General features: G+C 29.7%; 14 protein-coding genes and 2 tRNA genes. 15 read left to right on the top strand and 1 reads right to left on the bottom strand.

Annotated features, from left to right (window positions below; genetic code table 11):
• Nucleotides 1-288, top strand: a 288-nt coding sequence (locus tag KQI42_RS18730; RefSeq protein WP_216521987.1) for a hypothetical protein, incomplete at its 5' end; no start/stop codon positions are given.
• Between the two features lie 391 nt (nt 289-679).
• Here KQI42_RS18730 and KQI42_RS18725 read toward each other — a convergent pair.
• Nucleotides 680-766: transfer RNA gene (locus KQI42_RS18725), tRNA-Leu, on the bottom strand.
• 132 nt (nt 767-898) lie between these two features.
• Here KQI42_RS18725 and polA point away from each other — a divergent pair.
• The 14 genes from polA to KQI42_RS18655 all read left to right on the top strand — a co-directional run bounded on the left by polA (nt 899) and on the right by KQI42_RS18655 (nt 14,433).
• A complete protein-coding gene (gene polA, locus KQI42_RS18720) occupies nt 899-3,571 on the top strand; it encodes a DNA polymerase I (RefSeq protein WP_216521985.1) in 2,673 nt (890 codons plus the stop codon).
• On the top strand, nt 3,558-4,175 hold the full coding sequence (gene coaE / locus KQI42_RS18715) for a dephospho-CoA kinase (protein ID WP_216521983.1): 618 nt from the start codon (nt 3,558-3,560) through the stop codon (nt 4,173-4,175). The genes polA and coaE overlap by 14 nt, the downstream gene beginning before the upstream one ends.
• Before the next feature lie 16 nt (nt 4,176-4,191).
• Nucleotides 4,192-4,845 (top strand): lytic transglycosylase domain-containing protein, encoded by a 654-nt coding sequence (locus KQI42_RS18710; RefSeq protein WP_246566745.1) that lies wholly within the window; start codon nt 4,192-4,194, stop codon nt 4,843-4,845.
• 16 nt (nt 4,846-4,861) lie between these two features.
• On the top strand, nt 4,862-6,607 hold the full coding sequence (locus KQI42_RS18705; RefSeq protein ID WP_216521982.1) for a peptide ABC transporter substrate-binding protein: 1,746 nt from the start codon (nt 4,862-4,864) through the stop codon (nt 6,605-6,607).
• A 50-nt stretch (nt 6,608-6,657) separates the two neighbouring features.
• Nucleotides 6,658-6,743, top strand: a tRNA-Leu gene (locus tag KQI42_RS18700).
• Nucleotides 6,744-6,880: 137 nt separating this feature from the next.
• Nucleotides 6,881-7,933, top strand: coding sequence for a DNA polymerase IV (locus tag KQI42_RS18695; RefSeq protein ID WP_216521981.1), 1,053 nt, complete (start codon nt 6,881-6,883; stop codon nt 7,931-7,933).
• A gap of 492 nt (nt 7,934-8,425) precedes the next feature.
• The gene (gene rsxC / locus KQI42_RS18690) at nt 8,426-9,754 is read left to right on the top strand and encodes an electron transport complex subunit RsxC (protein ID WP_216521980.1); all 1,329 of its coding nucleotides are present in this window, start codon (nt 8,426-8,428) and stop codon (nt 9,752-9,754) included.
• Nucleotides 9,755-9,772: 18 nt separating this feature from the next.
• Nucleotides 9,773-10,786, top strand: a complete 1,014-nt coding sequence (locus tag KQI42_RS18685; protein ID WP_216521979.1) for an RnfABCDGE type electron transport complex subunit D — start codon at nt 9,773-9,775, stop codon at nt 10,784-10,786.
• Complete coding sequence (locus KQI42_RS18680; protein WP_216521977.1) at nt 10,787-11,362, top strand: RnfABCDGE type electron transport complex subunit G; 576 nt, start codon at nt 10,787-10,789, stop codon at nt 11,360-11,362. It abuts the gene before it with no gap.
• Nucleotides 11,363-11,381: 19 nt separating this feature from the next.
• Nucleotides 11,382-11,987, top strand: a complete 606-nt coding sequence (rsxE, locus tag KQI42_RS18675; RefSeq protein WP_216521976.1) for an electron transport complex subunit RsxE — start codon at nt 11,382-11,384, stop codon at nt 11,985-11,987.
• Nucleotides 11,988-12,004: 17 nt separating this feature from the next.
• On the top strand, nt 12,005-12,577 hold the full coding sequence (rsxA, locus tag KQI42_RS18670; protein ID WP_216521975.1) for an electron transport complex subunit RsxA: 573 nt from the start codon (nt 12,005-12,007) through the stop codon (nt 12,575-12,577).
• An 11-nt stretch (nt 12,578-12,588) separates the two neighbouring features.
• A complete protein-coding gene (locus KQI42_RS18665) occupies nt 12,589-13,404 on the top strand; it encodes an RnfABCDGE type electron transport complex subunit B (RefSeq protein WP_216521974.1) in 816 nt (271 codons plus the stop codon).
• Nucleotides 13,405-13,522: 118 nt separating this feature from the next.
• A complete protein-coding gene (locus KQI42_RS18660) occupies nt 13,523-13,903 on the top strand; it encodes a NusG domain II-containing protein (protein WP_216521973.1) in 381 nt (126 codons plus the stop codon).
• A 17-nt stretch (nt 13,904-13,920) separates the two neighbouring features.
• Nucleotides 13,921-14,433 (top strand): Gx transporter family protein, encoded by a 513-nt coding sequence (locus tag KQI42_RS18655; RefSeq protein ID WP_216521971.1) that lies wholly within the window; start codon nt 13,921-13,923, stop codon nt 14,431-14,433.
• Nucleotides 14,434-14,452 lie beyond the last annotated feature (19 nt).

Here is a 14,452-nt window from a genome sequence, read left to right as displayed (position 1 = left end):
GAATACTTAGAGCTAGCAAAACAGTTTGCAGAAAAACATTCTGGAGTTAAAGCAGCTAAAGCAGAATTTAAGGATATATCTGCATTCATTGATGGAAGCAGTATTAAATATGAAAAATCTCTTTCGAAGTCAACTAACAGTAGAGCCTATGAAATATTTGTTCAGATCATCGTAACGGATGAACAAGGGCAAAAAACAGAAGTCACAATATCAACAGACAGTAGAACTCTTCAATCTATTAATGTTATTGATCCTAATAGAAAAAATGATGCTAAACACCTTGGTTAATAACAAACATTCTTTCGAGGGCGGCTGGTTTATACCAGTCGTCTTTTCTGTATTATGAATACTATTACTAATAAAAGGATAAGTTATTTTAAACTTATATATTAGATACCAAAATTACTATGAAAAATTAAAGAGTTACTAAGGTTTTGAATATGAAAGATTTTTCTAAAGCTTTTATAGTTAATCTCATGATTTCCGGCATATCTGCACAAACTTTTTGAACGCTAACAAAGTAAGTTTAAAAGAAATTCAAGAGTGAGGGGAATGGCTGATATTACTAAAAAAGGAAAGAGAAAACATTATATTTATGAAGTTTATAGAAAAACAAAAAAAGATAGGTGTATTATTTCCTATCTTTTTTCTTATATTTTACTGTTCGTGCCAGTAGTAATGGTGCCGCTGGCCGGAGTCGAACCGGCACGGTGTTGCCACCGGTGGATTTTGAGTCCACTACGTCTGCCAATTCCATCACAGCGGCATAAAGTATTACAAAAGATATATTAGCATATTAATAGGAAAAAAGCAAGATTTTTATTTTAGCTTTTGTTTACTCATAGATGTATTTAAGGTATACTAAATATTATGAAGTTTGTTAATAGGGAGTGATAATGTGGAAAATAAAAAGCTTATAGTTATAGATGGAAGTAGTTTATTACATAGAGCTTTCTATGCCCTTCCTTTATTATCAACTAAGGATGGCATATATACTAATGGTGTTTATGGATTTTTAACTATGTTATATAAAATAAATGAAGAATATAATCCTGACTATCTTTGTGTAGCTTTTGATAAAAAAGGACCTACCTTTAGACATGAGGAGTTCGATCAATATAAAGCCAATAGGCAATCTACTCCTAGTGAATTAGTACAACAATTTCCTATTTTAAAAGAAATACTTAAAGCTATGGGAATAAGTCAATTAGAATTAGATGGTTATGAGGCAGATGATATAGCGGGAACTTTGGCTAAAGTTGGAGAAGAAGAATCCTTGAATGTAACTTTAGTTACAGGAGATAGAGATTATCTCCAGTTAGCCTCAGATAAAACTAGAGTACTAATAACTAAAAAAGGGATTACAGAATTGGAAGAATTTAATGAAGAAAAAATAGTAAAAGAATATGGTATTACTCCAAAACAATTTATTGACCTAAAGGGATTAATGGGGGACAAATCTGACAATATTCCTGGGGTTCCAGGAATTGGAGAAAAAACTGGATTAAAATTATTGAAAGAATATGGTACTATTGAAAAGGTATATGAAAATATAGATAATATAAGAGGAAAAAAACTTAAGGAATCTTTAATAGAGAATGAAAGTATTGCCTTTCTTAGTAGACGACTTGGAGAAATAATTATAAATGTTCCCATTAATATTCAAATGGAAGAATTAAAAATTAAGGAATCAAATTGGGAAAAATTAAAAGAGCTTTATGAAAGCTTGGAGTTTAAAAGTTTAATAAATAAAATTCCTACAGAACATATTAATAGCAAAGATGAAGAACATAATTCTTATGAGTACAATATAATTCAAGAAGAAAGTTATCAATTATTAGTTGAGAAAATAATAGAAGATAAGAAGTTTGCCTTTAAGTTTATATTTGAAGATGAGAACTATATGAAAAGTAGAATCATGGGAGTAGGTATAAAAACTTCCAACGATATGGCTAATTATATTGATCTATCCGATAATGTAGAAATATTTGCAGATAAATTCAAGTTTGTATTTGAAGATAAGGACATAGAAAAAATTGGACATAATTTGAAATTGGACTTAGTAGGATTGTTAAGATTAGGTATTGAGATTGAAAATTATACTTTTGATTCTATGATAGGTCAATATTTAATAAATCCAGCTCAATCTAGTTATAGTATTAATGATTTAAGCAGTGAGTATTTAAACTATTATGGTATTGATGAAGAAGAATTATTAGGTAAAGGAAAGGGAAAGAAAAAATATTCAGATTTAAAAATTGAAGAAGTAGCCCATTATATTTCTTTTACTCTAGATACAGTATTTAAAGTGGAGCATATTATTAAGGGGTTATTAGAAAGTCAAGAAATGGTTAACTTATATTATGATGTAGAGTTACCATTAGTAGAAGTATTGGCTAGTATGGAATTTATAGGATTTAAAATTGATTTGGAAGAATTAAAAGTTTTAGGAAAAGAATATGATAATGAAATAGAAAAACTAACAAAGGAAATATATGAATTAGCTGGATTAGAATTCAATATAAATTCTCCAAAACAATTAGGAGAAATTTTATTTGATAGGCTAAGTTTACCAGTTATTAAGAAGACTAAAACAGGATACTCTACAGATGCAGAAGTATTAGATAAATTAAAAAATCAGCATCCAATAGTCAACAATATTTTAAGATATAGACAAATTGTTAAGCTTAAATCTACTTATATTGATGGACTTATGACTTTAGTGGATAAAGATACTAATAGAATACATTCTAGTTTTAATCAAACTATTACAAATACAGGTAGAATTAGTAGTACGGAACCTAATTTGCAAAATATTCCTATTAAAACAGAAGATGGAAGAAAAATAAGAAAGGCTTTTGTTCCTGAGAATAATGATTATCTTCTAGTAGATGGAGATTATTCACAAATAGAGCTTAGAGTTTTGGCTCATATATCCAAAGACTCAAAGTTAATAGACGCTTTTAAACATAATGAGGATATTCATCAAAAAACTGCATCAGAAGTATTCAAAGTAGAGAAAGAAGAAGTAACTTCTTTAATGAGAAGTAGAGCAAAGGCAGTGAATTTTGGAATAGTTTATGGAATAAGTGATTATGGTTTATCTAGAGATTTAAATATTTCTAGAAAAGAAGCTAAAGAGTATATAGAAAATTATTTAGAAAACTATGACTTAGTAAAAAAATATATGGAAGATATAGTAGAGGAAGGTAAAGAAAAAGGTTATGTAGAAACAATTCTAAATAGAAGAAGATATATACCTGAATTAAAAGCTAAAAATTTTAACGTGAAATCTTTTGGGGAACGTATTGCTATGAATACACCAATTCAAGGAAGTGCTGCAGATATAATTAAGATGGCAATGGTTAAAGTATATAATGAGTTAAAATCTAGAAAATTAAAATCCAGACTTATACTACAAGTTCATGATGAGTTGATTATAGAGGCTACAGAAGACGAAGTTGTAAAAGTTAAAGGAATTATGAAAAATATTATGGAAAATTCTATAAAATTAGCTGTGCCTCTAAAGGTAGATTTAAAAGTAGGTGAAAGTTGGTATGAAACAAAATAAGTGTCTATTAATAGGGCTAACAGGAGGAATTAGTACAGGAAAGTCTACTGTATCCAATATTTTGAAAGGCAAAGGATATAAAGTTATAGATGCTGATGAAATAGCAAAAGAGGTTGTAGAAGTATCTATGCCAGCCTATGAAGAAATAGTAGATTATTTTGGTGAAGATATTTTACTTATGGATAAAACTATTGATAGAAAGAAGTTGGGCAAATTAATATTCAATAATATTAATTTGAGAGAAAAATTGAATGGTATAGTTCATCCTTATGTGTTTCGAGCTATTAAAGAAAATATAAATTACTATTGTGAAAAGGAAAAATTAGTATTTCTAGATATACCTCTGTTATTTGAACAAATAGAGCTTTTGAAAAAGCATTCTATTATATTTCATGAAATATGGCTTGTTTATACTGATGAAGAGACCCAAATAGAACGATTAATGAAAAGAGATATAATAGATAGACAAGAAGCTATAGCTAAGATAAAAGCCCAGATGTCAATTGAGGAGAAGAAAAATAGATCCAGTAGAATAATTGATAATAGTGGCATTATTGAAGAACTTTACGAACAGATAGACAAATTATTAGAGGAATTAATCTAGCCATGGAGGGATCCATTTGTTATTATCAATTAGAAAGATGTTTAAAAGGCTTATAACATTTATTATAGCACTACTGATCCTAGTACTTTTGTGTGGAATAATCGTAACAACATTCTTCCCTTTAGGATTTAGTAGTCATATTGTAAAATATTCAGAAGAATACAATTTAGATCCATATTTAGTTGCAGCAGTTATTAATGTTGAAAGTAAATATGATAAAAACGCTGTATCACATAAAGAAGCAAGAGGACTAATGCAAATATCTCCAAAAACTGGGGAATGGGCTGCAGAGGAGTTAGAAATTGAAAATTATAGTAAAGAATTATTATTTGATCCTGAAATAAATATTCGAATAGGGTCTTGGTATCTAAATACTCTTTTAAAAGAATTTAATCAAGATATTAATTTAGTCCTAGCAGCTTATAATGGAGGAAGTGGAAGGGTTAATAAGTGGCTATTAGACGAAAGATACTGTGAAGATGGAGTAAATTTAAAGGTCATACCTTTTAAAGAAACAGAAGAGTATGTAGAAAAAGTACTTAAAAACTATAAAATTTATAAATTTCTTTATAAGAATGGTTTAAATAAAACTGATGACTCTAGTCCAGTTCATATAAGTATAATTCATAATATAAGACGTATGATAAAAGAGGCAATAAAAAACTTATGATTAAGGGGGAAAGAAATTGAGATATAAAAAGTGTTTATCTTTAGTCTTAATTGTTTTAATAGTACTTACAGCTACTGGATGTAATAAAGACAATATAGTTAAAGATAATTTTAGTAATCAAGAAGATAAAAAAGAGCAGATAGAATATAGTCCTGTAGAAGGAGGACAAATTGCATTACCTTTAACTACTTTTAACACTTTAAACCCATTAATGACTGAAAATGATAGCTATTACTTTTTTAGTAAGCTTATATTTGAAAGTTTATTTGAATTTGACTCTAATTTAAATATAGCTAATAAGCTTGCAGATAGTTACTCAATAAAAGATGGAGGAAGAGTTATCAATATAAAGTTAAAAGATAATGTGTTATGGCATGACGGTGAGAAGTTCACAGCAGAAGATGTTGCTTTTACTGTGAATACAATTAAATATGCTAGTAATGACACTATATATAAAAAAATATTCTCAAGTGCTTTAGGTAGTTATAATAATTCTGATATTAGTAGAATTATGGATGTAAGAATATTGGATAATTACAATATAGATATTGTTTTTGATAGAAGTTTTAGCAATAATTTAGAGACCTTAACTTTTCCAATAATACCAAAACATAAATTTACTCAAGGAAAAGAAGATAAAAATGCTTATATAAAAGCTATTGAGTTAAAAGAATATACTCCTATTGGAACTGGTCCATATAAATTTGTTAGTTATGAAAAGCTTAAGACTGTAAATCTTGAAGCTAATGAAAACTATAGAGAAGGTAAACCTTATATAAATAAAGTAGTTGGAAAGGTATTGGAAAATGAAGATTTAACTTTAACAGCCTTTGAAACAGGTCAAATAGATGTTACGACATCAATAGGAGTAGATTGGGAAAAATATGATCAAAGTAATAGAGTAAAAATACTAGAATTTGTATCTCCAAATTACGAGTTTTTAGGGTTCAATTTTAATAAAGAAATTTTTAAAGGTGAAAAAGGTCAAGGTTTAAGAAAAGCTATTGCTTATGGAATAGATAGACAATCTATAATTCAGAAAGTATATTTAGGTCATGGAACTCAAACTGATGTACCAATTCATCCAGATTCTTGGCTAATATCTGAAGACTCTAATATATATGGATTTAATCAAGGTAAGGCAAAAGAAGAACTGGCCAAATTAGGTTTTAAAGATACAGATAAAGATGGGATACTAGAAGATGAAAATGGGAAAAAATTATCAATAACTTTAACTACTAATTCTTATAATTCATTAAGATTAAAAGCTGCCGAAATGATAGCAAGCGATTTGAAAAAGATTGGAATAGAAGTTATAAAAGATTTTGATGAGAATTTACCTAATAATTTAACAGAAGAAATGGTTCAGAAACAGTGGGAACAAATAAATGAAAAAATTAATAAAGGTAATTTTGATGTTGCTTTATTAGGATGGCGTTTATCTGTAATACCAGAGTTATCTTTCGCTTTCCATACTTCTCAGATTAAGTATAACACTAATATTATAAAGTATTCCAATGAAACTATGGATCAGTTATTAGTAGAGGCTTTTAATGCATCTACAAGAGATGATAAAATAAAAGCTTATGGAAATTTACAAAGTTTTATTACTAAAGATTTACCTTATGTAAGCTTATTCTTTAAAAATAAAGCTTTATTAGTAGATAAAAAAATCATAGGAGATATGAATCCTAATTTTTATAATCCTTATGAAGGTATAGAAAAGTGGTATATTCCAAAAGAATTCCAGCAAGAAAATTAGTTGATAAATGTTCAAAAATGACTATAATATAATATAGACACTTAAATATCGCAGGAGTGGCGGAACTGGCAGACGCACTATCTTGAGGGGGTAGCGAGCACAGCTCATGAGGGTTCAAATCCCTTCTCCTGCACCATTTATCATATACATATGTATATGATTTTTTAATATATAGAAGATTGTGATCCTGATATAAATTAATTTAAACTGCTTTAAAAGTCTTGATTAATATATTAATTAAATTTTTATTATAAGGAATTATAGGTGATTTATATGAGTCAACGCACAATTATACATATGGATATGGATGCTTTTTTTGCATCTATAGAACAAAGAGATAATGCCAATCTTAGAGGGAAGCCGGTTATAGTTGGAGGAGCTCAATATTCAAGAGGTGTAGTTGCTACAGCTTCCTATGAAGCTAGAACATATGGAATTCACTCAGCCATGCCTATTAGTAAGGCTAAGCAGTTGTGTCCTAAGGGAATTTTTTTGCCTGTAAATATGAAGAAATACAAAGAAGTTTCAAAAGAAATTCATGATATTTTAGAAAAATATTCTAATATAATAGAGCCTATATCTATAGATGAAGCGTTTATAGATATAAATAATAGAGATCCAATCTTTATAGGAAGAAAGATTAAAGATGATATATGGCAAGAACTTAGATTAACATCTTCCATAGGTATATCAGTAAATAAATTTTTAGCAAAATTAGCTTCTGATGTAAATAAACCTAATGGATTTACTATTATAAAAGAAGAAGAAAAATTAAAATTTTTATGTCCTTTACCTGTATCTAAAATATGGGGCGTAGGACCTAAAACTAAAAAAGAATTGAATCGGCTTGGTATATATACCATAGGTGATATTCAAAGTTATGATGAGAAAGTTTTAATAAATTTATTTGGCAAGAGAGGAAAAGAGATATTTGAATTTGCTAATGGAGTAGATAACAGACCAGTAGAAAGTCAAAATATGAGCCAATCGTTGGGAGAAGAGGAAACTTTTGAAGAAGACATAGATGATATAGATTTACTTTTAAAAAAACTAGCAGAGTATTCTTTTAACCTATCACAAAAATTAAAATTAAATGGATATCTTATAAAGACTATTACAGTTAAAGTTAAATATTATGATTTTTCTATTGAAACTAGAACTATTAGCCTAACTATACCTACAAATGATTCTTCGATTATATTTGAAACTAGTAAATATATTCTAACTAGTAAGTTTAAATTATCGAAGAAGATAAGGTTGATAGGTTTATCTATATCTAACTTCATATATCCAAAAGATCCTATTCAGCTTAGTATAAATCTATGACAGAAAATATGTTTTATTTATAATGATTTATAAACACATTAAGAATATGAATTTAATGTAATAATTTGATAAAAAAATAGCATATCAAAAGAAGATTGTTAATATCCAAACATAATTACAATATAGAAAATTACCAAAAAAATACTATGATTGTTATTTAAAAAACATTAATTGTTATGCTGGATATACTGATAAGATACAGTATAAGAATAGATATTGAGAACTGTGTAAAAATAAACATAATAAGTCAGAAAATGTTAAAAAATAAGATGGTACCTTCTTGTGGATAAGTGGTGTATAAGAGATATTTTAACGGTTTAAGCTTATGTTTGAAGAATAATTGACAGTCTTTAATTTGACCAATTTTATATACAACGAATTAAATTAATGTTATAATAAAATAAAAGAATACAATAAGCCCACACACATAATTTGGGCTTATTTATTTTAATAAAAGTTTAATTATAATATGGATAAAGAGGTGGAAAAAGAATGAAACTTGATAATCTCACTTTTAAAGGTGGGGTACATGTACCACATTATAAGGAGTTAACAGAAAACTTGTCATTAGAGTATGCAAAAGAGCCAGAAACTGTATATATTCCTTTACACCAACATACGGGTGCACCTTGTGAAGCTTTAGTTAAAGTAGGAGATAAAGTAAAGGTTGGACAAAAAATCGGACAGTCTCAAGCTTTTGTATCTGCTCCAATTCATTCAAGTGTAGCTGGTACTGTAAAAAATATAACAACCATAACTACACCTACAGGGATTAGGACTAATTGTGTTGTTATAGAATCAGATGGCACTAATGAAATGGATGAATCAGTTAAACCAAAAGGCGATCTGGATAAATTATCTTCAAAAGAGATAATTGAAATTATTAAAGAAGCAGGAATAACTGGTATGGGAGGAGCAGGTTTCCCAACTCATGTAAAGTTATCACCTCCTTCAGATAAAAAAATTGATACAATAATTTTAAATGGTGCTGAATGTGAACCATATTTAACAGCTGACCATAGGCTTATGTTGGAAATGCCAGAAAAGATTATATTTGGTTTAAAGGCTATAATGAAAGCTGTAGGAGTTGAAAAAGGATTTATTGGTATTGAAAACAATAAATTAAATGCTGTTAAGGCCTTAAAGGAAGTAATAAAGGATGAAGATAATATTCAGATTGTTACACTAAAGGCAAAATATCCTCAAGGAGATGAAAAAAGACTAATTAATGCTACTACTGGTAGAATTGTTCCTTCAGGTGGATTGCCAATGGATGTAGGCTGCGTAGTAAATAATGTAAGTACTGCTAAAGCCATAGCTGAGGCTATATTAGAAGGGGAACCTTTATATGAAAGGATAGTAACTATAACAGGTAATGGAGTAAAAGAACCTAAAAACTTAATTGTAAAGATTGGAACTCTTTTTGAAGAAGTTATTGAACAATGTGGTGGATTTAATGGAGTGCCAGGTAAAATCATAATGGGCGGACCTATGATGGGATTAAGCCAATTTACTGCTGATGTGCCAGTAATAAAGGGGTCAGGAGGAATATTAATTTTAACTGAAAAAGAAGCAGCGCCTCAACCTATTTCACCTTGTATTAAGTGTGGAAAATGTTTAGAGGTATGTCCAGTAAAACTACAACCTCTTTATATTAGTGGGTATGCTCTTAAAGGTCAATTTGAAAGGGCGGAAAAATATCATGCTTTAGACTGTATTGAATGTGGAGGCTGTTCATTTATATGCCCTGCTAAAAGACCATTAGTAGAGTCTATAAGATTTGCAAAAAGAGAAATAATTGCAAAAAGGAAAAAATCATAGTTGTTAGGAGGAAATGCAATGGAAGGCAAAGTAATCAATTCTTCTAAAACAGATACTGCTGTTCTAGATAATATGTTAATAGTTTCTTCATCTCCTCATATAAGATCAAATGAGTCTGTTAAGAGGATAATGTTAGATGTGGTTATAGCTTTAATACCTGCAATAATTGGTAGTGTCTACTTTTTTGGAATTAATGCATTAAAATTAATCTTAATATCTATAGCATCATCTATATTTTTTGAAGCTACTATACAAAAACTGTTTAAAAAAGAAATAACAATAAATGATTATAGTGCAGTAATCACGGGAATTTTAATTGCTTTTAACTTACCTGCTAATGCACCTTGGTGGATACCAGTTATAGGTTCTGCTTTTGGTATCATAGTTGTTAAACAATTCTTTGGAGGTCTTGGATCAAACTTTATGAATCCAGCACTTGCATCAAGAGCTATGTTATTAGCTTCTTGGCCTACTATAATGTCAAGCTTTGTTTCACCAGGACCAGATGCTGTGACAGCAGCTACTCCTTTATCTATAATGAAATATGGTATGGCAGATGCAGGAGCTTCAGCAACTGTAGCAGAAGCAGGGGCATCTCTACCAGCCGTAAAAGATATGTTTATTGGAAATATTGGTGGTGCTCTTGGAGAAACTTCAGCTTTATTATTATTAATTGGTGCAGCTTATTTAATAATTAGAAAAGTTATAAGTTGGAAAACACCTTTTGCATATTTAGCTACAACCTTTGTTATGTTATTAGTTTTAGGAGTTGAAACAGAACATCTAATGTATCACATGTTAGGCGGTGGATTAATATTAGGTGCTTTTTATATGGCAACAGATTATTCTTCATCCCCTGTTACACCGATGGGACAATTAATATTTGGTATAGGGGCTGGAGTTTTAACTGCTTTAATTAGAATTAAAGGCGGCTTTCCAGAGGGAGTTTCATATTCAATTTTATTAATGAATGTGGCTACTCCATTGATAGAAAAATTTACAAGCCCTAAAGTATTTGGGGAGGTGAAATAAATGAACGAAACATTAAAGTTAGGATTAATTTTATTATTGATAACTGTAATTTCTGCTGGAGTTTTGGCTGTATCCAATAATATAACTGCAGAAAGAATTGCAGAGGCAGATAAAATAGCCAATGAACAAGCTCAGAAAGAGATAGTAGCAGAGGCTGATGAATTTAGAACTTTAGATGAAAATAAATTAAAGGAAATCCAAAATGCCAATTCAAATATTTTAGAAATATCAGAAGCCTATAGTAATGGCACTTTAGTAGGATATACAATAAAAAGTGTTTCCAGTGGATATGGAGGAGATGTAGTTATGATTACAGGTTTCTCTTTAGCAGGAAAGATTACTGGAATGAAGGTGCTAAATCATAGTGAAACACCAGGACTTGGTGCGAATTCAACAAAATCCTATTTTTCTGATTCCTTCAAGAATAAATCTGTAACAAATGAATTATATGCAAGTAAAAATCCTTCTGGAGAAAGTGAAGTGCAAGCATTGACAAGTGCCACTATTACTACTAATGCTGTTTTAGCAGGAGTTAATGCTGCAAGGGAAGTATTTGTTTCAAAACTTGTAAACTAACTGTGTGGAGGTGTGAACGTTGAAATTATCCAAAGTTTTTTATAATGGTTTAATAAAAGATAATCCTATATTTGTACAACTAATAGGTATGTGTTCTGTTTTAGCTGTTACTACTTCTGCTGTAAACAGTGTAGCCATGGGATTATCTGTTATTGTAGTTTTAGTTGGTTCAAACTTAGTTATATCGTTACTTCGTAATGTAATACCTGATAAGATTCGTATACCAGCTTTCGTTGTAGTTATTGCAACTTTTGTTACTATTATTGAAATGTTTATGAAAGCTTACGCTCCATCAATTTATCAATCCCTAGGACTTTTTATTCCGTTGATAGTAGTAAACTGTATAATTTTAGCAAGAGCAGAGGCATTTGCTTCAAAGAATGGTGTGGTAGCATCTGTGGTAGATGGTCTTGGCATGGGATTAGGATATACTATGGCACTACTTATACTAGGTAGTCTAAGAGAAATAATTGGTGCCGGTAGCATATTTGGAAAAAGTCTATTTGGACCTGGTTTCCAGCCTGCATTAATTTTTATTATGCCACCAGGTGCCTTTATTTTACTTGGTATATTAATTGGTATTTTTAATAATATTAGAAGGAAAAAAGCTTCAAGTGAAATATAGATAAGGAGGAAGGCTAAATGAGCATATTTACCATATTGATAAGTACTATCTTTGTTAACAACTTTGTATTGGCTCGTTTTTTAGGAATATGTCCGTTCTTAGGAGTTTCTAACAAGACAGAAACTGCAACAGGAATGGGTATTGCGGTTACATTTGTAGTTACTTTATCATCCATAATAACTTATGTAATACAAAAATCTATTTTACACCGACTAGAATTAGAATATTTACAAACTATAGTATTTATTCTAGTAATAGCTGCATTGGTTCAATTTGTTGAAATGGTAATTAAGAAAATGAGTCCCACATTATATAGTGCGCTAGGAGTTTATCTACCTTTAATTACAACCAACTGTGTAGTTTTAGGTGTAGCAATTTTAAATATACAAGAAGGTTTTAATTTAATACAAACTATTTTTAATGCTGTAGGTGCTTCACTTGGTTTTACTTTAGCATTAATACTTATATCTGGAATAAGAGAAAAGCTTGAACTAGCAGATGTTCCAGAATCATTAAAGGGTTTTCCAATAGCCTTAATTACAGCAGGATTAATGTCTATAGCGTTCTTAGGCTTTAATGGACTTGTTTAGGAGGTAAGAATATGACTGGAATAATTTACCCAATTATTGTGTTAGGTGGATTAGGTTTATTGTTTGGAGTAAGCCTTTCTATAGCTTCTAAAGTATTTGCTGTAGAAGTAGATCCAAAAGTAGAAGAAGTGAGGAGTGTTTTACCAGGAGCCAATTGTGGAGCTTGTGGATTTCCGGGCTGTGATGGATTAGCAAGTGCTATTGCTACAGGAAAAGCACCTGTTAATGCATGTAGTGTTGGCGGTAAAAAGGTAGCAGGAATGGTTGCGAATATAATGGGCGTTAATGCTGCAAATGTAGCAAGAAATGTTGCAGTGGTTCTTTGTCAAGGAGATTGTGAAAAAGCTAAAGAAAAATATAGGTATGAAGGTTTAAAAGACTGTAGAGCTGCTAATATATTGGCAGGAGGAAGTAAAGCTTGTTCTTATGGATGTCTTGGATGTGGAACTTGTAAAGAGGTTTGTCAATTTGGAGCCATAGAAATAGTAGATGGAATAGCCGTAATAGATAAAGAAAAATGTACTGCATGTAAGATGTGTATAGGTGTTTGTCCAAAGAAAATTATTGATTTAGTTCCTTATGATCAACAGGTAATGGTTAAGTGTAAAAGTAATGATTCAGGTAAAGAAGTAAGAAGTCAATGTGGTATAGGATGTATAGGATGTCAAATATGTGTTAAAAATTGTCCTGTTAGTGCATTTACATTTGAGAATAACTTGGCAAGGATAAATTATGATAAATGTACAAATTGTGGAATTTGTGCCGAAAAATGTCCGACAAAAGCCATTTATTCAACTTTAAAGAAGAGTATAGCAGTAAAACAGTAGAGCCTTTTATTAGGCTCTTTTGTTTTTATTAAATTGTAACTTGTAAATAAAAAGTATAAATGGTAAACTAAATATGATATGGAATGGGCATAGATCTATATTAAAAAGGGTGGTACTATTGACAAAAGGTGACAAATATTTGATAATTTTTATAGTAGTAATTAGTCTTATTTCATTAGGATTTATAAAGAATAAAGCAATCAACTATAAAGAGAAATATGTAAGTATTCAAGTAAATGGTAAGGAGTATAAAAAAATTATATTTGATAAAAAAATAATTGGAAAGACATTCCCTATTGAAACTGAGTTTGGCTATAATTTAATTGAAATTGGAGATGAAAAAGTAAGGGTTATTGAAGCTAGTTGTCCTGATGAACTAGATGTTAAGCAGGGATATATTTCAAAACCAGGTGAAGTCATAGTATGTCTACCTAATAAATTAGTAATCGAGATAAAAGGTTTAGAAGAAGAAAGAGATGTTGATTATATTAGTCATTAAGAGGAAGATTGATAGTTATGAAGAAAATGAAAAAGATAATTTTTTTATCTCTACTTGTATCTGTGGGATTAGCTTTAAGCGTTATAGAGTCTGCAATGCCTATGCCTGTTATAGTACCAGGTGCAAAGCTTGGTTTATCGAATATGGTAATTTTGGTAACGCTGGTTATTTTTGGATTTAAAGAAGCTTTAATAGTAGGTATATTAAAAAGCTTGGTGTTTACTTTAGTTACTGGCAGTATATCTAGTCTATTTTATAGCCTATCTGGTGCTATACTAAGCTGTATTTTAATGTTTCTAGTATACAAATATTTTCCATCAATTTTCAGTTTAATAGGAGTTAGCATTTTTGGAGCAGTAGCTCATAATTTTGCTCAAGTAACCATAGCTGTAATTATAATGAACAACATGAAGATTTACTCATATTTACCAATATTGTTGTTAACCAGTCTTTTTACTGGATATTTTGTAGGGCTAGCGTCTATTTTTATAGTAAAAAACTTAAAAAAAACTTTTAATGTATTTTTTTAGCTTAAGTAAAGGAGATATT

Origin of the sequence: Tissierella simiarum, assembly GCF_018917865.1 — a bacterium.
GTDB lineage: Bacteria > Bacillota > Clostridia > Tissierellales > Tissierellaceae > Tissierella_C > Tissierella_C simiarum.
This window is presented reverse-complemented; position numbering and strand designations above follow the sequence as displayed.

What these genes read in the sequence shown, in the direction of transcription:
- KQI42_RS18685 (WP_216521979.1), top strand. Translation starts at nt 9,773, where the DNA reads ATGGAAGGCAAAGTAATCAATTCTTCTAAAACAGATACTGCTGTTCTA.
- KQI42_RS18655 (WP_216521971.1), top strand. Translation starts at nt 13,921, where the DNA reads ATGAAGAAAATGAAAAAGATAATTTTTTTATCTCTACTTGTATCTGTG.
- KQI42_RS18680 (WP_216521977.1), top strand. Translation starts at nt 10,787, where the DNA reads ATGAACGAAACATTAAAGTTAGGATTAATTTTATTATTGATAACTGTA.
- KQI42_RS18665 (WP_216521974.1), top strand. Translation starts at nt 12,589, where the DNA reads ATGACTGGAATAATTTACCCAATTATTGTGTTAGGTGGATTAGGTTTA.
- coaE (WP_216521983.1), top strand. Translation starts at nt 3,558, where the DNA reads ATGAAACAAAATAAGTGTCTATTAATAGGGCTAACAGGAGGAATTAGT.
- KQI42_RS18695 (WP_216521981.1), top strand. Translation starts at nt 6,881, where the DNA reads ATGAGTCAACGCACAATTATACATATGGATATGGATGCTTTTTTTGCA.
- rsxC (WP_216521980.1), top strand. Translation starts at nt 8,426, where the DNA reads ATGAAACTTGATAATCTCACTTTTAAAGGTGGGGTACATGTACCACAT.
- rsxA (WP_216521975.1), top strand. Translation starts at nt 12,005, where the DNA reads ATGAGCATATTTACCATATTGATAAGTACTATCTTTGTTAACAACTTT.